We start from the raw sequence: 20104 nt of genomic DNA on the forward strand, positions 1-20104 counted from the left end.
CAGCGGGGATCCCGTTGGGCTGCGGGGCGGCTTCGCTCGCCTCGGCGCCGGTGTCGCCGCCCGGCTGGGCGCCGCCACTTCCAGATCCGTACGCCGCAGCCGGTTGCGTCAGTGCTGGGCGTGGGCCTTGATCTCCCGGGCGGCGGCGAGCGCAGCCCCGAACTTCGGGGCCCCGTACGCAGTGCTGATCTTCTCGGCGACGATCTGTCCTGGGAAATGTTCCTTGCGGCGAGTGCGTCCAGCTGGGGCTGGGTTTCCTGGGTCAGGGTCGAGCAGCGGGCGTAGCCGAGCGCATGTCTCCGCGCTCGGAGTGTCCGCGTCGACCGGGGCAGGGGTGCCGGGCCGCCACGGCGGCCCGGGGCTCTTGTCGGCCGGGGTCGGCACAGACGACTACGGTCCTCTTTCGGTGTCCACGACGACGGCCAACCGGCAGGCAAGCCGGCGGCAGGCGTCTGCGAGTTCAGGCGGGTGGAGGTCGGTGAGTTCGGTATCGAAGGTGGCGAGGATCCCGGCGATGCCGGCCCAGGACCAGGCGCCGAGAGCGAGGCGGCAGTGCTCGGTGTCGAGGTGTTCGACGACCGAGCCGCTTGGTGCCCAGCGGGCGACGATGCTCGCCGGCAAGTTGAGTCGGGCTGTGCCGTTGCACGGCCAGGCGGCGGGGATGTCGCCGCGATCGTGGCTGCTCATGACGAACTGAGCGAGGTCGTCGTAGGGAGGTTGGCGCGGACCGAAGCGGTGTGTCGTGGGGCGGGGGCGGAGCCGGTCGACACGGTGCACTCGCCACTGGTGGTCTCCAAGGTCGTACGCGACCAGGTACCACCGGCCGGCCCAGACGACCAGATGGTGGGGCTCGATGGGGCGGGCGGGCAGGAAGTCGTCGTCGCCGGTTTCGGGGCGTGAGCCGTCGGCGCGCAGCGTTTCGGTGACGAGTATGTGGCGGTGGCGCACCGCAGCCCCGACGGCGGTCAGCGCAGCCGAGTCGATGGGAGGCGCCGGGAACTCCCAGTAGTTCTGCAACCTGGTCAGGCGTAGAGATTTCATGTGTTCCCGCAGCGCAGCGGGCATGGCCTGTTCCAGGGTCACCAGCGCCCGCGCCGCGTCGTCTCTCAGACCGAACACCGTACTGGGCGCGGTCTGCAGCGCCACCGCGACCGCAAGGGCTTGATCGTGATCGAACAGCAGTGGAGGGAGGGTGTGCCCGGCGCCGAGCCGATAGCCGCCGTCGGGTCCGTGGACGGTGGTGACCGGGTACCCGAGCCGACGCAGGGTCTCGATGTCGCGGCGGACGGTGCGCTCGCTCACCTCAAGTGTGGTGGCCAGCTCGCGCAGGGGCCACAGGCGGCGCGATCCGAACAGGGACAGTAGCCGCAATGCCCGTCCTGAGGTGCTCGCCATCGTCCCATCCTGCCCGGTAGTGGCCGCTCCGTGTCCACTACCAGTGTCACTGTGGAGTGCCCGTGGAGGCCAAAGGTGATGAAAAGGACGGACTGGTATGCGTGTTGTCGTGGTCGGCGGCGGAATCGGTGGACTGGCTCTGGGGGCGGGGTTGCGCCGCAGGGGGTTAGAAGTGACGGTGTTCGACCGCGACACCGACGTGACGGCGACAGGCGGTTACCACATCACCCTGGACGGGCGGGCCCAGTCGGCGCTGCGGGAGCTGGTGGCCCCGGAGACCATGCAGCGGCTGTTGGCGTCGTCCTCGGCGCTGAGACTGCGCGACCGCGACGCGTGGTGGGACCGTCGCGGCCGGCTGCTCGGCCACGGACCGGACCTCAGCAACCACCCCGGCATCGATGTCGATCGCATCACTCTGCGCATGCTGCTGGCCGAGGAGGTGGGCCCTGACCTGCATCTGGGACGGGCGGTGTCCGGCGTCGGCCAGGGCGACGACGGCGTGCCCCGAGTGCTGTTCGCCGACGCCGCACCCGTCCCGGCGGACCTGGTGGTGGGCGCGGACGGCACGCACTCCCTGGTCGCCCAGCACCTGGCGGGAGGCCGGACCAACAGCCCGGCGGGCATCGTCGGGTTCTCCGGCCGTACCCTCCGCGCTGACCTGAGTCCCGGTGTACAGCAACAGCTCGGGAATCGATCGGCGATAGTCATCGGCCCCCGGGGAGCAGCGCTGTACATCGGCTTTCTGGACCCGGTCGGCAACGCCACGCTCGACGCACCCGAGCTACGGATGTCCCTCACCACCGGTCCCACCTACATCTGGGGCGCCATGTTCCCCGAATCACCCGCGACCGACTCCCTCCGCGCATTGCACGACGGCGCGTTGCAGGCCGCGCTGTTGAGGCGTTTCCGGGCGCAGGGCTGGGCCGAGCACATGCTTGACGTCATCGCCCGCGCCGACCCGCACAGCCTGGCCGCGTACCGCTTCAACGCCGCCTCGACCCGCGCCACCGAGCTCGCGCCATGGCCTGCGGGCCGCATCACCGCGATAGGCGACGCCGTCCACGCGACACCGCCCACCGCCAGAATGGGGGCGGGCGCGGCAATCCGCGATGCCGCCGCCCTGCTTCACCACCTGGGCGATGTCAAGGACGGCGATACGACGACGACCGACGCCGTATACCAGTTCGAGAAGGGCATGCGCCGGCGCGGCAGCGAGGTCCTCACCCTCGCCATGCGTACGGTCCGCTTGATCCTGGCCACCGACACCACACTCGGCGCCGCCGCCACCGCCGTGACCACCCCGGTCCTGGCCGCTGCCGCCCGGCTTCGTCATCGATGATCGATGTCGGCGTCCGGCGGCGCTGTGGGTGACGCGGCGGCCGCAGGTGGTGCGGCAGGCTCACACGAACGGTGTGACGGCGCTGAACTTCGTGGTGGCCGACCGAACGGGTGCTGGCCGGTACCGGTACGGGTACCCGTGACGGTGGCGATGGAGAAGCTGCGGCGCGCGGTCGGCGCGGAGCCGATGGGGGTCGAAGCGGCCCGGGAGATCACCGCCGTCTGAGCTGTCACCCGGATGCGGGCGTCCGGCGGGCCTTACGGAGCGGCGGCTCGTACGGTCGCGGTGACACCCCCGACCGATCGGTGGTGGGTTGCCGCGTGGCCCCGCGTACTTCGCACGGCGCGGGGCCACTGCCATGGGTAAGCCTCTACAGGCCCGGCAGCGGTTCCTGATCGACGTCGTGGCGCCGGTGGCCGGTGCGACGCTCGGGATCACACTCGGGGCCGAGGAGGCGCGAGCGCGAGACGGGGTCGCGGAGCGCGGCGCCGCACTTGCGGCACAAGCGGCGGGGCAGGCGCGAAACGGAGGTCCCTATCAGGGGCTCCTGCTGGGCGGGCTGTTGGGCCATGGCCTCATTGTGCGGGTTGGTACCAGGGCCCGCCGAGCAGGGCTCGCAGACCCTGGGCGAAGGCGGCCCGGCATGGGCCGGCACCACAGGCGCCGGCGACCCGGCAGGCAACAGGGCACAGCGGCCGACACGGTCTCTTACGTCAACACTGCGGGGGCTCTCAGCATGGTGGCGTCCCTGGCAACATCCGGCCGGTCCCTCCAGGCGCAACTCCCCTGGCCTCCGGGGCCCCCGCACACCGCCGTGACAGCGGTGATCGACTGCCGCCGGTTGGCCTCGCCGCTCAAGGCTCGACGTCGGTCGAGTCGGGTCAGTGCCCGCCGTCCGGCTCGACGGCGGTCACGGCTGGCGCTCAGTCTGGTGCAGCAGGTGTGGCCGTACGGACCTCGGTCCGGGGACGCCGCTGGATACATGGCGTTGACGTCGCTGTGCGTTCGGCGGTGACGGCACCCGCCGGCGCATGGAAACGGTCACCTCGCTCACGATTGCGTGCGGAGATTGATCAGCTGGCCTCTGCGGGGCCTGGCCGCAGCGGAGTTGTCTTGATTCAGGCCAACTTCCGTACGGATCTTGCCTGGTGGTGGGAGGGGTACGCGGCTAGCCTCAGGAGGCTCTGTGCATCACCCATCTTCCGGAGGGCACGTGAGGATCACCCTGGACGCCGGCGGACCGGCCGAGACGGACGATCTGCGGGAGTGGCTGCGGCGGGATCCGCAGCTGCGGAGTCGCGTGGGGGCGCCGGTTGCCGCAACTCCGGAGCCCGGGAGTATGAGCGGTGGAGTTACGGAGATCGTGCCGTTGCTGCTTGCGCCGGGCGGGCTGACCGCAGCCGTCGCCGCGGCGGTCGTCGCCTGGCTTCAGAGCCGTAAGGTCAACCAGACCGTGACCATCACCCGGCCTGACGGCACCCAGGTCACGGTCACGTCGGAAAAGATCGACGGGCGGGCCGCGCAGAACGCCGGGGACCTGGCGCAGCAGGTCGCCGAAGCACTCGACCGGACGACGCCCCGGCAAGCGCAACAACCGCAGCCCGCCAGGGCCGAGGGCACGGAGAGCGCCTGACGATGCCGGGCGAGCGGGGAGACCTGGCGGCGGCGAACTGCCATGCCGTCGTCGTCGGGACCGGCCGGTACGGCGCCGAGGGGGCTGCGGGGCTCGCGGACCTGCCCAGCGCGGCGCGCTCCGCACACGACATCGCGGACGTGCTGCGCCGGCGCTGCGGCATGGAGGGCCGGGTCACCGAGGTCATCGACCCCGAGGGGCCGACAGAGGTGCTTGCCGCCGTACAGGCCGCGATCGATGCCTCCGAAGCCGGCGTGGTGCTGTTCTTCTTCGTCGGGCACGGACTGCTCGGTCCGGGCAGGCAGTTGTACCTCGCCACCTCCGGCACCGCATCACCGGGCGACACCGTCCACGCCGTGCCCTACGACCAGATCAGCAAACGACTCGGGGACGCGACGGCCAGCCCGGTCGTCGTCCTCGACTGCTGCTTCTCGGGGCTCGCGGACGCCGCGCCCCAGGACTCGTACCGCGAACTGCTCACCTCCGCCCGCCCCGAGGGCAGTTTCCTGCTCACCTCCGCCACGCACTACGCGGCGTCGTTCGCCCCCGAGGGAGCGCGGCACACGCTCTTCAGCGGTGAGCTGCTGCGGCTGCTGACCGAGGGCGATGCCGGCGGGCCGGCCTGGTTCACGCTTCTCGACCTGTACCGGAGCCTCGACCAGCGGTTCCAGGGCGGTCCCGCGCGCCCGCATTCGGACGGCGTGGGACGTGCCGCCGACCTGCGCGTGGCCCGCAATCCGGGGCGGGTGGTGGGCGCGGAGACGGAAGCGGTCGAACCGCAGAGCGAGGGGCCGTGCCCGTATCCCGGCATGCGGCCGTTCCTTCCCGAGCAGCACCATCTGTTCTTCGGGCGGGAGGAACTGACCCGGTCGCTCGTGGAACGGGTGAGGAACAAGGACTCCGCAGGGCCCGTCGTTCTCGTCGGGCCTTCCGGGGCCGGCAAGTCCTCGCTGCTCAGAGCGGGGCTCGTGGCGGCCCTGGCGACCGAGCGGGTGCTTCTCGTCCCCGGCGCGGGGCCGCGCCCGTTCCGTACGCTCGCCGAGATGTGGGCGGCGGCCGTCGGCAGGCCGTTCGCCGAGGTGGAACGCGAGCTGGGCGCGGGGCGCTTCGGGACGAGCAGCGGGCCCGACGTCGTGGTCGTCGACCAACTGGAGGAAATCTTCACCCAGTGCCAGGACGTGGAGGAGCGCGAGCTCTTCGTCCGGGCCATCTCCGGCCCACCAGGCGACAACGGCCCCCGGATCGTTCTCGGGCTGCGGGCCGACTTCTACGGGCAGTGCCTGAACGACGCGCGCCTCGCCCGGATCGTGCGGGAGGGGCAGTTCACCGTCGCCGCCATGTCCGACGACGAGCTGCGCGCCGCCGTCGAACGGCCCGCCGAGCACGCCGGCCTGAGCCTGGAGGACGGGCTCGCTGACCACATCCTGCGCGAACTGCGCCAGGAACGCGCTGTCGAGGGCGACGCCGTGGCGCTGCCGTTCCTGGCGCACGCCCTGCGGCAGACCTGGGCACGCCGCCACGGCGACCTGCTGACATACGCCGGGTACCAGGCAGCCGGCGGGATACGCACCTCCGTCGCGCGCACGGCCGACGAGCTGTACGACTCGCTGGATCCGGCCGGGCAACGCACGCTGCGTGAACTGATGCTGCGCATGGTGCTGCTCGTGGACGACGGCGGCCGTGCGGTACGTCGCCGGGTGCCGTCGCAGGACCTCGCCGGCGTCGGCGGCCTGGTCGGCCGGTTGGCGGCGGCCCGGCTGGTCGTCGTCGACGAGGGCGAGGCGCAACTCTGCCACGACTCGCTGCTGTACGCCTGGCCGCGGCTGCGGGACTGGATCCTCGAGGACCGGTCCGGGCTGCTGGAGCGCCGAAGGCTGGGTGCGGCGGCTGAGGGCTGGCACGAAGCCGGCCGTCCGGACAGCGGCCTGTACGGCGGCGACCAGCTCGCGTCGGCACGGGCACGGCTCGGGCAGGGCGGTGGCACGCTGCCGATTCGGCCGGTGGAGCAGGACTTCCTCCAGGCGTCCGACCGTGCGCAGCGCCGCAGCCGGGCCGTCCGCCGCTCTGCGGTCGCGGTGGTCGTGGTGCTCGCCGTGCTGGCGAGCGTGCTGGCGGTGGTGGCGCGGGGTGCGCAGCGGGACGCCGAGAACCGGGCGACCGTGCTCATGGCCGATCAGTTGGCCTCACAGGCCGACACCATGCGTAGGCGGGACCCGCAGACGGCGCTCCGGCTGAGCCTGGCCGCGTACCGGCTGGCGGACACGCCCGCGAGCCGCTCGAGCCTCTACTCGTCCTATCTGACCCTGACACCGGTCGAGTTGCCCGCGGACGAGCGGGAACCCGTGCACGTCGTCGCCTTCAGCGGTGACGGGAAGCTGCTGGCGACCAGCCAGCGGGGTGGACGGGTGGCGCTGTGGGACGTCTCCAGGGCGAGCACCCCCCGCAAGGCGACGTCCCTGGAGCTCACGAGCAGCGCGGCCATTGCCTTTCATCCTCGACAGCGGTTGCTGGCTGCGCAGACCGCGAATGAACTCGTCTTGTGGGACGTGGCCGACCCGGCAAAGCCGAGACGCCTGGCCCGCCGCGCGATCACCGGTGGTGCGACCTTCACGGCAGCGTTCAGCCCGGACGGCCGCACGCTCGCCACCGGGAGCGCGGCGGGGAAGTTGCGGCTGTGGGACGTGTCCGAGCCGTCGGAGCCACGGCTGCGCGCGGAGCCCGGGGCGGCGCGGGGGGACCTCGTCGCGTTGTCGTTCAACCGTGAGGGGCTGCTGGCGACAGGCCACAGTGCCGGTGCAGGTCCAGGTGCAGATGCAGGTGTCAGTGCCAGTGCCGGGGCCGGGGCCGGGGCCGGGGCCGGGGCCGGGGCCGGGGCCGGGGCCGGGGCCGGGGCCGGGGCTGGGGCTGGGGCGGAGAACGAGAAGGCAACAGTCCAGCTGTGGAATGTCGGCGATCCGTCCCGTCCGCGCCTTCTGGACACGGCCAACCCGAAGACGGTCATGGCCATCGCCTTCCATCCCCGGCGCGACCTTCTGCTGGCGGCGGGCGCAGAGTCGGAGACGGCCTGGTGGACGGTGGAAGCGGGCAGCCGTCTCGTAGCCGTGCCCCCGGGACAGGAGACGACCATGTGGCCCTTCGGATACAAGGACATCAGGTCGTTGAGCTTCCGCCCGGACGGTGTCATGGCGGCCGCCGCCGACTCCGAGAGCCAGGAAGGCGTCCGCGTCCGTGTGGTGCCGGCCAAGGGGAACCTCTACGACGAGAACACCGGCGCCGGATCCCTGCCGGGGGCCGAGCCCGTCCAGAGCGTGGCGTACAGCCCGGACGGTCGTCACCTCGCCGTGGGCGATGTCGGAGGACGGGTCCGCATCTGGCCGGCCACGAAACCGGCGGAGGCGGTCGACGGAGAAGTGCGCGACTACGAAGCCGATACGGATCCCGTCAGCCCCGACGGCCGGTTCCTGCTCACCCAGGTCAAGAACCCTGACCGATCCGTTGTATGGGACCTGGCTACGGCGAGCGCCGCGAAGGGGGCCGAACCGCGCAGACGATTCACGCTTCCACACCCTTGGTCCTCCAGGGCGTTCCTGCCCGGCAGGGACCGACCGATCGTGCTGGCGCACCGCTTCGGCGACGCAGGCAAGAACGTCTACCGCCTCTGGACGTTCGACGGCGACCACGGGAAGCCCGAGGAAGCGGGCGAGATCACCTACCGCACGACACAAGGCATGACGACTGCTGTGTCCTCCGACGGCAATCTGCTCGTGCTCAGTTCGTCCGACCGTGCCACGGCGCAGGTGTGGGACGTCCGGGACGTGCGGCGGCCGGTGAAGCTGTCGGACATTCCCGTTCTCGCGGACGTGCGCAACCGTGACACCTGGTTCATGGGCGACAGGGCTCTGGTCACGGCGGACAACAGAACCGGGGATCCCGACGGATACGACCTGACGGTGTGGGACCTCAGTGACCCGCGCCGCCCCCGTGAGTCGGAAGGGCGGATCGCGCTCGGCCGCGGCGCCATCGATGTCGAGTACCTGCCGGAGAGCGAGTTGGTCGTTGTCCAGGAGGCGAACGAAATGGCGAAACTCTGGGACGTCAGTGACCCGACCAACCCCCGGGAAGGGGGCCGGCTCCCTGCCGCGCCCTACAGGCACTGGTCGGCCGGGCAGGACCGGCTGGTCACCGCCCTGAAGGACGGGAAGCTGCAGTTCTGGGACGTGAGCGATGCGAAGGACCCGAAGGTGACCAAGGCTATGCGCTTCGACCTGGAGATAGAGGAGTTGCAGTTCAGCCCGGCGGGCGACCAGGCAGTGACGATCAGTGCCGGCGAGCAGCCCTACCGGATATGGGACATAGCGCCGGACGGCGAATGGCGTACCCCGGAGGCGGTCACCCTCGACGCCGGCGCTGAGGTCGTCATGCCCGCCTCGCCCCACGGTTCGATGCTGGTACAGGGAGGCGGGCCGAGGGACGGCGGAACCATGGAGCCCAAGTACACCTTCCTCCTCGACCGCGACACCGACGCGATTTACGAGCGCCTCTGCGCCAGGTACCCGCTCAGTGTCGAGAAGGACCAGTGGGAGGCACTTTTCCCGCACCTCCCACCCCAGCGCTCCTGCGACTGACAGGCCCCCGCTGCGGGTGCTCATCCGCCGGCTGCGTACGAGGTCGTAGTGGGTGTCCAGCGAGGCTTAAGACCGGGACGCTCGGCTGGTTGTGTCCGCGAGTGTCACTTGCAGAAGGTCCGTGTCGCGGGAGGGAGCGGCGTATCCGAGGTGAGCAAGGCTGGCCTGTTCCTGGCGCATGTGCTTGAACGATTCCAAGATGTAGCCGACGAGCAGGACGAGAACCGCGATGATCATGATGGAAGCGGCGAGAACAGCGGTGGGTAGTCGCGGCACGGTGTCGGTGCGAGCGAACTCGAGGACGATCGGCAGGCCCAGGGTGAGGGCGATGGCGGTGAAGAAGCCGGCGATGACAGCGTGGAACTGGGAGGGGCGCTGTCTGCGAGCCAGCCCGAGGATGAGCTTCAGGATGCGCCAACCATCGCGGTAGGTGCGGAGTTTGCTGACGCTTCCCGCGGGTCGATCTTTGAATGCCACCTCCAGCTCGGCGGTGGGAAGCCGCAGACTGAGCGCGTGGACCGTCATCTCTGTCTCGGTCTCGAACTCGCGAGACAGAGCGGGGAAGGACTTGACGTAGCGGCGGGAGAACACCCGATAACCGCTGAGCATGTCGCTGACGTCGTTGCCGAAGAGGATGCGGACGGCTCCGGTGAGCATCTTGTTGCCGACCGCGTGACCCGCTCGGTATGCGGTTTCGACACTCTCCCGGCGGGCGCCCACAACCTGGTCGTAGGGGCCGGCGAAGAGAAGGTCGACCATTTCGCGGGCCCTGGAAGCGTCGTAGGTGTCATCGCCGTCGATGATGAGGAGCGCTTCGGCCTCGACATCGGCGAAGGCGCGGCGGATGACGTTGCCCTTGCCCTTGCGGGGTTCGTGCCGGACGACCGCGCCGGCAGCGTGAGCCTCGGCGACGGTGTTGTCGGTAGAGGCATTGTCATAGACGTAGATGACCGCGTCAGGCAGGGACGCACGCAGGTCGCGCACGACCTTCCCGACGGCCGCCTCCTCGTTGTAACAGGGAATGACGCACGCGACGGTGGGGTTCATTGATCTTCCCTATGCCTCTATATTCCCTGGCGCCGAGCTATGTACCTTTCAGCACCAAAAGCGGTATTTGGTATGTTTCGCGGCGTACGTTACCATCGCGCCATGCTGCGGCCGACGGCTTGGTTTCGAGGTTCACTCGCCTGGATGCGAACCGTCTGGAGGGAGATCGCGGCCTTCGGCCTTGTCGGCGCTCTCGCATTCGCCGTGGAAACGGCAAGTTTCAACCTGCTCGTCTTCGGCCCGCCGGGCGAGGGGCTGATGAATTCGGCTCCGGTCGCTGCTTCAGCCGTCGCCACGTTGCTGGCCATGCTGGTCAGTTGGTTCGGTAATCGTCACTGGACCTACCGCGACCGCAAGGGGCCGGTCGCCCCGGGTGAGTTGGCCTGGTTCGTGGGAGTCAATCTGGTGGGACTCGTCATCACCGCCGCCCCTGTGTATCTGGCTCATCTGCTGTTCAGCCCCTCCACTCCCTTGACCGACAATGTGGCCCGGCTGACCGGGTGGGCAGTGGCGACCTTCGTCCGCTTCAGCGTCTACCGAGGATTTGTCTTCACGTCGGACCGAGAAGGCTCCTCCGACGCGCCGAGACCCACGGGGCTTCGCAAGGGGGCGCGGCGCGACGATCAGATCTGGCCGGCGTGCTTGGCCCTGATGGCCGCGTTCTGCGGCTGGATGGTCTCTACGGCCTTTCACCCCGGCTTCCTGACGCGGGACAGCGTTGAGCAGCTTCTCCAGGCACAGGGCGCGCGGCCTGTGACCGACTGGCATCCACCGGTCATGGCGTTGCTGTGGCGCGGTCTCATCCACTCCACTGGAGCGCTCTCGGCGATGGCCGCTCTCCAGTCCGCCCTGTTGTGGGGGACTCTGTGGCTGCTTGCTGTCTCGTTGTGGAAGCGGACAGGCAGCCGTCCCATGTCAGTACTGATGCTGGGGGTCGGCCTCGCGCCGCACGTTGCCAACTTCACCGGCGTGGTGTGGAAAGACGTGCACATGGCCTATGCGCTGCTTGCCGTGGCCGCACTCGCACTCTTCGCCCGCGAGTTGCCGGCAGGCAACGACCGCGCCCGCTGGGCCGTGCTGGCACTGGGTCTGCTCTTCATGGCCTACGCAATCCTGGTCCGGAAGAACGCGCTCCCCGCAGTCGTGCCGATCGTCCCGATGCTCGTGTGCGCACTATGGCCGGCGCCGGGCAGGCGTCGGTGGCTGCTCGCTGTCGGCTCCCTGCTGGCTTTCACCGCGGTCGGCAGCGTGGCGGTGTCCTCCGCGACCCGCCCGATGCCAGTGCGGCAATATGCGCAGATCCCGCTGGACGACGTCATCCACGTCCTCACCCCGCGCGAGGTCCGGTCCGCTGCCGAGCAGGCCGGAGCCACCCCTTCGTTCCGCGACGATCTCGTGATGGCCGCCCAGACCTGTCAACGGAGAAAGATCCTGTGGGACGCCTACTTCGCGTGCTATCCACATGCTCCCGGCTACAGGGACAAGATGGGCCCGCACTTCACTGCGGGTGAGGCGGATGTGCTGGTCAGAATGTGGCTCCAGCAGATGCCGCACGAAGCCTCCGGCTATGTGAAGTACCGCGCCCGGACGTTCACCAGACTGTTGTTCGACGGGAATCTGCGCTACGTGAGCGGCAGTTTCAGCGGCACGCCGGCCAATGTCAAGGTGGATCCGTCGCTCGAAAGCGCCATGAGGTCCTACGTGACGGGCTTCGCCAACGACGTGCCGGCGCTCTTTCAGGCGTGGTTCTGGCTGGCCGTCGCCCTGGTGGCGACCCTCCGTCGGCGTTGGCCGGGGCCCTGGTCTCGGGAACTGCGCCTGCTGGGGCTGAGTTCCGTGCTCTACATCGCGTGCTACCTGCCGACCGCGCCGCAGGCAAATTACCGTTACGTCTATTGGCCCGCGTTGGCCGGGACGCTCATCCTGGTCCTGATCGCGGCTTCGGTGTTCACCCGCAACCGCGCCGCCTCGGAGGACCAGGAGCCTGCGCCGGACCGGTCCGCAACAGACGAGTGGCCTGCACCTGTCTCACCGAGTCCCTGACCGTCACCCGCGTCTGCGCGGCCGTAAGAGGCGACACCACCACCGGCACGGCGGACAGATTTCCACCCGCCGCAGCCGACTGTCCTGAGCTCGCGGGACGGGATGAAGATGCTTCAAGAAGCGCTGCCCGACACCCGTGGCCGGGAACGACACAAGGAGCCGGGCTGCGCCGGGCCGCTTGTCTTTCGTAGCGGGGACAGGACGTGAACCTGCGACGAGAAGGCGTCTCGCGGTTCGGCGTTCGCCATGCCCGGCAGGAAGGCGAGCCCGCTGTCGACCGGCAAGTCGATGAGCATCCAGCCGCGGCGGGACCCCACCCGCTCCGCCATCCGAGGCAAATTCGCCGGCCAGTCCCCGTTGCTCGCTGTCCTCAGCTCCGTCGTGGTGCCCGCGCTCGCCGCGGTCGGCGGGGTTGTATTCGTTTCCCGTGCCGAACGCGGAGGTGGGCGGCTTACCACCGCTTGCGCCCGGCCGGGCGGCGCCGGCTGCTCGACCGCCGCGCTCATACAGGGGTCCGGGATCGTCGGCGCCGCCGCGGGACGACTCGTGCGAGAACGTCGCCAGCACGAGAACCCTGAGGAAGGACGGCCTCGGCGTCCAGCACGCACCAGAGCGCCGCTGGCGGCTTGTGTCGATCTGCCAGGCCTCAGACATCTTGGTCGTCAGAAGCAGCCGATTGGTGGAGCCGCGCTGCGAGGACTACGCGGCAGCCGGGCCGGTTGCAGTCGGCGTTGCCCCGGCCGTTGCGCCAGATTCGAGCTGACACCCGAGCCAGTCCCTGGGGGGCCTCTACCTCTTCTGCCACTGGCCCCCCGGCCCTACGCCGCCTGGGTGCACGTCGTCGGGCCGGCCCGGCATCGGCCAGTGGTTGGCAGAGACCCGTCGAGCCAAGCGAGCGAACTCAATACCCTTCGCGCACCTCGACGTCGTACGCCAGGACAGGCACCGCGGCAAGCTGCTCCTCCACCTGATCCCGGACATCGCCGGCCAGCGATAGCTGCAGCTTGGTCCGTGCCTTCGGGCCGTCATCTGCCCGGGAAGTGGAAGTCTCCACCGGACCGAATCGACCGTTGACCAAGGGCTGCATAGCCCGGTGAGCCTCCTCGAGAGCAGCGTCGCTCACAGTCATTGTCACGACGGTCTTCAGCGCCACAGCAAGCCTCCTCACAGCAACCGAGTGCACAGCTGGACCAAGGATCTCCCTCAGGCTGCACATGCGCACCGCGAGTCCATGCAGAGGCGCCGGATCCTCGCACGCTGGACGCCATCGGGTCCGCGTTCCTCCGGGGGCAGATCGCAGCTTCGGGTGCCACCGTAGACTTCGCCGCCGGCGGCCCGGCCGACGCGGTGTCCGACGTCCAAGAACCGTCCGGTCTCGTGCGGGCCAGCTCCGGGCCGAGCAAGCCCGCGAAGGCGCATACGGACTGCATTCTGTCTCGGCGTGACCTGACAGCTCACTCCGGCGGGGCGGTTGAGGAATTGTCGCCGCCCACCACCCGCACATCCGCTTCCTCCGCCGCTGGGGCGTCGCCGCCGGCCACGCCCTCTCACTGGCCATGAACCTCACCGAGACTCTGGCGGCGCGCGGCACCGCCAGAGGCCCCGTTCAGCGGGTGCGGTCGAGCACCTCCAGCGGCTTGAGATACCCGGGTCGGTGCTCGCCGGCGGCGATCAGCAGTTGGCATGGGGCGGCGCGCCAGCCGACTCCGCCGCTAGAAGGGCGCGGCGGCCCGCAGCAGACCTTGCGGAAGGTAGGGGGAAACGACACGGATGTCCCAGCCCCGGCGGCGGGCGTGGCAGGCCAGGGCGAGGATGTCGAGGTTGACGGACGCGTCCGGATCGTCGGCACGGTCGGCAACCTGGTAGTAGTCGCGGTGGGCTTCGAGCGCGTCGGCCAGGGCCAGGTTGAAGCTCTCCTCATCGCCTTCCACGAGTTGCGACAACAGCACGGCCGGCGGCACGGCGAAGCCCCAGTCCTTGGCCTTCTCCACCTGCTGCAGCGCACGCTGTGCGGCCTGTTCGGGGTCGGTGCCCTTCAGATAGGCGTGAAGGGCTTCGCGGTACGCGCTGAAGGCGGAGCCGTCCGGGCGGGCGAAGGCAGGGCCGGTGAGAACCAGGGGGACGAGGTCCTCCCGTGTCCCGGTGATCAAGGCGAAGGCAGTGGCCTTCTGCCAGTTGTGGGCGCCGGCTTCCTCGTTCCGCTCGGCCGGGTAACGCAGGTTGCGGCCGTCGATGGTCACCTCGACCTCGGCGCCCGGCTCCGCCAGGGCGATGCGGAACAGGGCAGCCCCCATCTGGGACGCCAGCCGAAGATTCGCGAGCTGGGCGTCCGTGACCTCGCCAGACTCTCCTGCCCGCCACTGGAAGAGACGTTCCTGATCTTCCATGACCCAGCCGAGGCGCCAGACAGCGAGGGGCTCTCCGTCGACGGAGGCGAAGGCCTCCCGCATGTGCTCCTTGTACATGGCCTCGATCCGCTGCATCCCATCGCGCTCACAGGCGGGCCGCTCCACCACCAGCGGGCCCGCGGCGAGCGCGGCGACCGCGTCCGGCCGTCGGTCGCGGCCGAACCCCGCGACCCTCGGGCCTCGGGTTTCGAAGCCGGTGATCAGCGCGTGCGGGAGATAGTCGGAGCTGACGGCAGGCGCCCACCCCAGGGTCCGGTACGCGAGCGCGGCAAGGGCTATGGGAACGAGCGGCAGAAGACTGCTCGGGGAGGCCGAGGGGCCGTGCAGGGTGCTGTGCCTGGCCAGCAGGTCGGCCAGCGCGGCATCGAAGACCTCCCGATTCTCGGCAGCCAGGGCGCGCAGCGTGCGCAGTGCCGCACTGTCCGGCCGGTCCAGGAGAGGCTCGCCGGTCTCCTCGGCGCGGGTACGGATCCTGTCCAGGGCCGCGTCGACGGCGGAGACCTTGGCCTGAGCGCTCGGCGGGTATTCCTCGTCGTCGCCGGTGTCGTTCAGGACCACGGCCGTCAGTCCCGTCGCGAGCTCGCCGGCGGGCGTTCCCTGCGCCTTCTCCGCGAACTTCTGCCGGGCGAAGTGGAAGGCCTCACCGTGCCACTTGGCCTTGTCCCGGAGGACCGACAAGCAGAGCGCGTCGATCCACTCTCCGGGCGTGACGCTCTCCGCGGGGGCATCCTCACCCGGGTCGTAGCTCATGCCGAAGTTCACGTACTCCAGGAAGACCTGGAAGCTGCAGTGCGGGTGATACGCCGCGTAGGCGACGGCGCCGGCCGCGGCTTCGGAGGCGTCCTTGAGGGCGGCCTTGGCCTCCGCCGTGTTGAGGTCAGGAGTTTCGACCGAGAGGGCGCCCAGGTAGTCGAGGAAATCGTCGGTGATCGACTGCCACTCGTAGGTGGCCATCCGGCCGGCTCTCGACATGGACCGAACCCGGCCCCCGATGCGGTTCGTGAAGTCCTCGCGCGCTGCCGACACAGCCGCTCCGCCCACCTGGTGGCGCTCTATTCGCACTGCCCTGCTCCTTGATCGAATCCCTCGACAGCCTAGGGGCTGGATACGACAGGGAGTCGCACAGCCCGGCTCCGGGCTTCCCGCCCACGCTGTGGACGGGGACCCGGTTCTGGGGGACTTGAGCCATTGCGGGCTATGCGCCCGATCCATACGCCGTTGGCACGGTAGGCGGCGCTGCTCGGGCCTGGTGTCCCGGAGACGGCTTCCATCTGCAGGTTGAGTGATGAGCCACATCGGCCTGCCGACCCAGCTGGGGGCGGTGTGGGTGGCGTAGCGGACGCCATCCAGGTGTCTGCCTCGGGCGGCCACTGGACGCCGGTCAGCCAGAAGGCAGGCCAGCAACCGGTGGAGGTTGGTGCCTGGGAGTTGCCGCCGACCTCGTAGTGGGGGTAGGTGCTGTTCACGGTGATCTGATGCTTGGCGTGGATGGCGCCGGAGTGGTAGTTGATCGGTAGGTTCGGCGGATGGGAGCTGGTCCCCTCGGGGCTGGAGAGCCGGCTCGCCGTGAGGGTGAGGACTCCGCCGGAGATGGAGACGCGATCCTTGTACATGCGGGCTGTGCCGTTGTGGTCCGAGCCCCACGGGTAGAGGTAGTTCCAGTTCGCTTCCAGGGCTGCGGTGCTGGCGAAGCTACCGATCAGCACGGTTTCGTAGGTGACGGCGTTCGCCCGGCCCGCCGCGCCGAGCAACGCGGCCCCCGCTAGCGCGGCACCGCCGGCCAGCAGGTCGCGCCGCGGGACACCGTGGTCGGACGATTGCGCCTTCTGGCCTTTTCTCTCCAAGGTTCTCTACCTTCCTGAGAGGTGTGAGCACATCGCGGTGTCGCGTATCCGTTGCGCCGGAACCTCCATTGGAGACGGTGGATGCGAAGGTGACTCTGGCCGAGGTGTCCGCCCGTGGCGTTCCCGGATGAGTACGGACGCTGGGGCACTGGCGTGACCCCGCCGAACGGCCCCGAGCCCGTGAGTTGACGGCCGTGTGGCCGCGACGTAGCGACCGAACGCCCTGTTGGCGGCGGTTGTTGGCGATGATCTGAGGCTCGCGAGCGCCGTAGCGCCGAGGCCTGGCCCCCGGCCGGGACCGTCGCCCTGGGCTGTCGGCGAGCCGGACGGGGTGGCCGGGCGGCACGCGCCCGCCCGGCCCGTCCGTGGACGGCTATCTCCGGCCAGGGCGTTGGTGTGCGCCGATGTCGGTCGTGCCGTACAGGCGGTTGCCGAAGTAGTCGTGCCTGCCCGGGTTCTCGATCGGCGTGCCCGCGCTCAGGGCCGGGGAGCCGGGGCGCAACCGCAGGTCGCTCGGGCTGTCCGGGGTGGCTTCGAGGAACTCCGGGGCCGCCGTGACCGCGTGGGCGTCGCCCGCCGGCACGGCGCCCACACCCACGTAAAGGTTGTGGTCGTACGTGTTCAGCGCGTCGACAATCGGGGAACCGCCCTCGGCGGTGCTGACGAAGATGTTGTTACGGAAGGTGACCCCGCCCTTGCCGTTGTCGCTCACCATGGCCGTGCCCGCCTGGTCGGTGACCACGGTGTTGTTGTAGACCTGCGTGTTGGTCGTGGCGGCCGGACAGACCACGGAGATCACCCCGTACGGCGGGCTCCACGTGTTGCGGTCGCCGATGCTCACGTTGTAGCGGAAGACGTTGTCGGCCGACGTCATCCCGGTGGCGTTGCAGACGAGCAGGAAGCCGCCCTCGTTGTCGTGGCTGTAGTTGTACTGGTAGACGTTCCGGTTGTTCCCGCCGTCGAAGTCGAAGGCCTGCGAGTCGAGAGTCCCGTGGCCGCCGGTGACCTCGTTGTACTGGTACACCGCGTCGTCGAAGTTCCACGCCCAGATTCCGACGTTGTAGCCGGCGGAGCGCATGTTGAACCCGTCGACGTGGTTGTGCTCGACGAGCGCGTGGTGGCCGTGCTGAAGCACGATGCCGTCGCCCCCGACATCGATCACCTTGTTGTTGCGGATGGTGATGCCGGTGTTGGGCGCCCACCCGGGCGCGCCGCTGTGGGGGTGTTCGGGACGCCTGCCCCAGCTGGACGCGGTCGAGATACCGGTTCGGTCCACGTGCTGGACGGTCGAGTCGGTCACCGCTATCCCGTCGAAGCGGGTCGGGGTCGCCGTACCGCGCACGACGAAGAGGATGCCGCCCGACGGATCCGGGTCCTTGTGGTCGGAACCGTTGACGTCGTGCACGTCCACGTCGTCGACGACGTAGTGCTTCCCCGTGCCGAAGTCCGTGAGACGGAAGAGGATGCCCGCGCGGCGCTCCGCAGGCCCTGGTGCGGCGCCCTTGTTGGAGACGTCGAGGTTGCGCAGCTCCCATTGCTCGACGTTCTCCAGCAGGACTGCGGCACGGGCACCGTTGCCCTGGATTCGGGGCTTCGCGCCCTTCCCGTACGCGTCGACCCTGACGGGTGCGCCCTGGGCGCCGGACCCGGTCGGGGCGAACACGCCGTCGCAGGTGCTGCCGCGCCGGAACAGGATCCGGTCGCCGGGTCCGTACGTGACGGCACTCGCCTTCTCCAGCGAGTCCCAGGCGGAGCCCGGTGACGTTCCGGAGGCGCTGTCGGAGCCTGAGCCGCAGGCGATGAAGTACGTCGTACCGGCGTGGCGTCTGTCGCTGCCGGTCTGCGTGCTCGCCATGGCGGGCCGGGCGCCCGCCATGGTGACGACGCCTGGGGACGCGACTGCGGCGGTCGCGGGGGCCAGCACCGCCATGCTGCCGAGCGTCATGCTCAGCGCCGTGCCCACCACGAGGCCGGTTCGTGCGAGCGGGGCCACTCTTCGTTGCACAACTTCCTCCTGAGGAGCCATGGGACGGGGACTGCTCAGCGCGCGCTCGTGAGAGGGGCGCGCTCAGGTCTTGATGCCGGCCATCAGGCCGTCGCCGGTGTCATGCGCCGGCCGCCGCGTACTCCTTCGCGAGGGACTCGGCCGCCTTCGCGCCCCCCTTCGCCCGGAAGTCCTTCACCACGGCCTCCCACTCGGAGAGGCTGCGCTTTCCGGTGACGACGGCGTTGATCGCGTCCTCACGCTGCTTGATCAGGCCGCGCTCGCTGTTGGCCCAGTGGTTGGAGCGCAGTCCGTAGTGCGCGCTCGGGACGCCGAGCGGAATCATCTCCTGCTGGTAGGCGTGGTAGCGCTTCGTCGCCTCTGGCTGGTCGGCCAGGTAGAGCACCTGCGGCGGACCCGCGATGAAGGTGAGCGGGAGGTTGGCCGGGCCGTCACCGCCCTCCGCGGCAAGCTTGGTGACGACGGGTCCTCCGTCCTTTCCTCGGGTGAAGTGGGTGCCCTCCACTCCGTGGTTGACGAGTTCGTACTCCTTGGTTCCGAACGGCGCGGCCAGGTAGTTCATCACTCGTAGCAGCAGTTCGATGCGCTCCTTGGGCGCCTTCTTGAGCACGGTGTAGCCGTAGATCCCGGAGCCCAGCCAGTGCTTGGGGGACGCGCCGTTGGCCGGCTTGAAGGGGCGGGCCATGTCGACCGTGAAGCCGTCCTTGACGGCGAGCACCGCCGTCTTGTAGCCGCCGAAGGCGTTGGACTGCGCGTAGGTGGTGCCGTTGAAGAACTCCAGGCTGTACGCTCCGCCGTCCACGCTCAGAGCGTCACGCCGGAAGACGCCGTCCTTCTGCCACTTGACCATCTGCTCCAGACCGGCCTTGAACTCGTCGGTCTCGATGTAGTTGACGAAGGCACCGTCCTTCACCGACCAGATGTTGGGCGAACCGTAATTGGCAATGTAGGAGTTGAAGCCGAATGCCCCGATCTGCGAGGCTCCCAGAGCGTATTTGCCCTTGACGCTGAGCTGCTTCAATCCCTTGGTGAAGGCGTCGACGTCGAGGCCGCCGACCTCGGGCACCCAGATGCCCGCCTCCTTGAACTTCTCCCGGTTGGCGATCAGTCCCTGCCCGATCAGAGGGCGCTCCACCGGAACGCCGTAGAGCCTGCCGCCGAAACGGCCGGCGGCCTTCCATGCGTACGGCGGTATGTTGGCCAGGTTCGGGTACTTCCTGACGGCGTCGCCCGAGAGGTGCTCGGTGAGGTCGGCGCACGTGTTGAGGACGAACTGCGCCTCGTTGGGGGCGGCGATGATCTGCAGGATGTCGGGCATCTCTCCGCTGGCCATCAGGGTGGCCAGCTTGGTCTCGTACTCCATCGCGGGCACGACCGTGAGCTCCAGCTCGACGCCGAGCGCCGCCTCGACCGCCCGCCAGAACTGGTTCTTTCCTCGAGGCACCGGCGTGGAACTCCAGGACAGGAACCATGCAGTGATCTTCTTGCCGTCGCCGGGCTTCTCCTGGACCGACTCGGTCAGGTCCGACGGATAGCTCAGATAGGCGGGCTGGACGCCTTGCTCGGTGCCGGGGAGGTCGGGCTTCGGGCCGGCGAACGGAACGTAGGCGGGGAACGGTGCCAGGTCCTTGCCGCTGTTGCCGGCGTCCTTGGCGGAGCCGCCGGGCGTGGAACAGGCCGACACGGAGAAGCCGGTGGCGGCCAGGGCGGTGCCGATGCCGATCGTCTGAAGAACTCTTCTGCGCGATACGCCAGTGCTCATGTG

The 20104-nt window shown here is 69.5% G+C and carries 11 protein-coding genes; 4 read left to right on the forward strand and 7 right to left on the reverse strand.

The features are described 5' to 3' along the window. Positions 1 to 390: 390 nt before the first annotated feature. Positions 391 to 1395: a helix-turn-helix transcriptional regulator gene (locus ACFY8U_RS06880; RefSeq protein WP_389566653.1), complete on the reverse strand. Its 1005-nt coding sequence runs from the start codon at positions 1393 to 1395 to the stop codon at positions 391 to 393. A 97-nt stretch (positions 1396 to 1492) separates the two neighbouring features. Here ACFY8U_RS06880 and ACFY8U_RS06885 point away from each other — a divergent pair, with 97 nt between their 5' ends. Then, positions 1493 to 2734: an FAD-dependent oxidoreductase gene (locus tag ACFY8U_RS06885; RefSeq protein WP_389566656.1), complete on the forward strand. Its 1242-nt coding sequence runs from the start codon at positions 1493 to 1495 to the stop codon at positions 2732 to 2734. A gap of 370 nt (positions 2735 to 3104) precedes the next feature. Here the strand turns inward: ACFY8U_RS06885 and ACFY8U_RS06890 are convergent, their stop codons facing one another. Continuing rightward, positions 3105 to 3305 carry a hypothetical protein gene (locus tag ACFY8U_RS06890; protein WP_389566659.1) on the reverse strand — a complete coding sequence of 67 codons (201 nt, stop codon included), beginning with the start codon at positions 3303 to 3305 and terminating at the stop codon, positions 3105 to 3107. A 642-nt stretch (positions 3306 to 3947) separates the two neighbouring features. Between ACFY8U_RS06890 and ACFY8U_RS06895 the strand changes: the two genes are divergently transcribed. Then, positions 3948 to 4367, forward strand: coding sequence for a hypothetical protein (locus tag ACFY8U_RS06895; protein ID WP_389566662.1), 420 nt, complete (start codon positions 3948 to 3950; stop codon positions 4365 to 4367). A gap of 2 nt (positions 4368 to 4369) precedes the next feature. Further along, positions 4370 to 8992 carry a caspase family protein gene (locus tag ACFY8U_RS06900; RefSeq protein WP_389566665.1) on the forward strand — a complete coding sequence of 1541 codons (4623 nt, stop codon included), beginning with the start codon at positions 4370 to 4372 and terminating at the stop codon, positions 8990 to 8992. A gap of 66 nt (positions 8993 to 9058) precedes the next feature. On the opposite strand, the gene ACFY8U_RS06905 is transcribed toward ACFY8U_RS06900, so the two are convergent. Beyond that, a complete protein-coding gene (locus ACFY8U_RS06905; protein WP_389566668.1) occupies positions 9059 to 10039 on the reverse strand; it encodes a glycosyltransferase family 2 protein in 981 nt (326 codons plus the stop codon). Positions 10040 to 10141: 102 nt separating this feature from the next. Between ACFY8U_RS06905 and ACFY8U_RS06910 the strand changes: the two genes are divergently transcribed. Next, the gene (locus ACFY8U_RS06910) at positions 10142 to 12082 is read left to right on the forward strand and encodes a GtrA family protein (RefSeq protein ID WP_389566671.1); all 1941 of its coding nucleotides are present in this window, start codon (positions 10142 to 10144) and stop codon (positions 12080 to 12082) included. Between the two features lie 901 nt (positions 12083 to 12983). On the opposite strand, the gene ACFY8U_RS06915 is transcribed toward ACFY8U_RS06910, so the two are convergent. The 4 genes from ACFY8U_RS06915 to ACFY8U_RS06930 all read right to left on the reverse strand — a co-directional run bounded on the left by ACFY8U_RS06915 (position 12984) and on the right by ACFY8U_RS06930 (position 20101). Continuing rightward, entirely contained in the window at positions 12984 to 13235 is a 252-nt protein-coding gene (locus tag ACFY8U_RS06915; RefSeq protein WP_361443720.1) for a hypothetical protein, read from the reverse strand. A 559-nt stretch (positions 13236 to 13794) separates the two neighbouring features. After that, the gene (locus tag ACFY8U_RS06920; protein ID WP_389568239.1) at positions 13795 to 15531 is read right to left on the reverse strand and encodes an immunity 49 family protein; all 1737 of its coding nucleotides are present in this window, start codon (positions 15529 to 15531) and stop codon (positions 13795 to 13797) included. A gap of 1176 nt (positions 15532 to 16707) precedes the next feature. Continuing rightward, positions 16708 to 18339, reverse strand: a complete 1632-nt coding sequence (locus ACFY8U_RS06925; RefSeq protein WP_389566674.1) for a right-handed parallel beta-helix repeat-containing protein — start codon at positions 18337 to 18339, stop codon at positions 16708 to 16710. A 100-nt stretch (positions 18340 to 18439) separates the two neighbouring features. Next, positions 18440 to 20101 carry an extracellular solute-binding protein gene (locus ACFY8U_RS06930; protein ID WP_389566677.1) on the reverse strand — a complete coding sequence of 554 codons (1662 nt, stop codon included), beginning with the start codon at positions 20099 to 20101 and terminating at the stop codon, positions 18440 to 18442. Between the last annotated feature and the right edge of the window lie 3 nt (positions 20102 to 20104).

Source organism: Streptomyces sp. NPDC012508 (genome assembly GCF_042902595.1).
GTDB lineage: Bacteria > Actinomycetota > Actinomycetes > Streptomycetales > Streptomycetaceae > Streptomyces.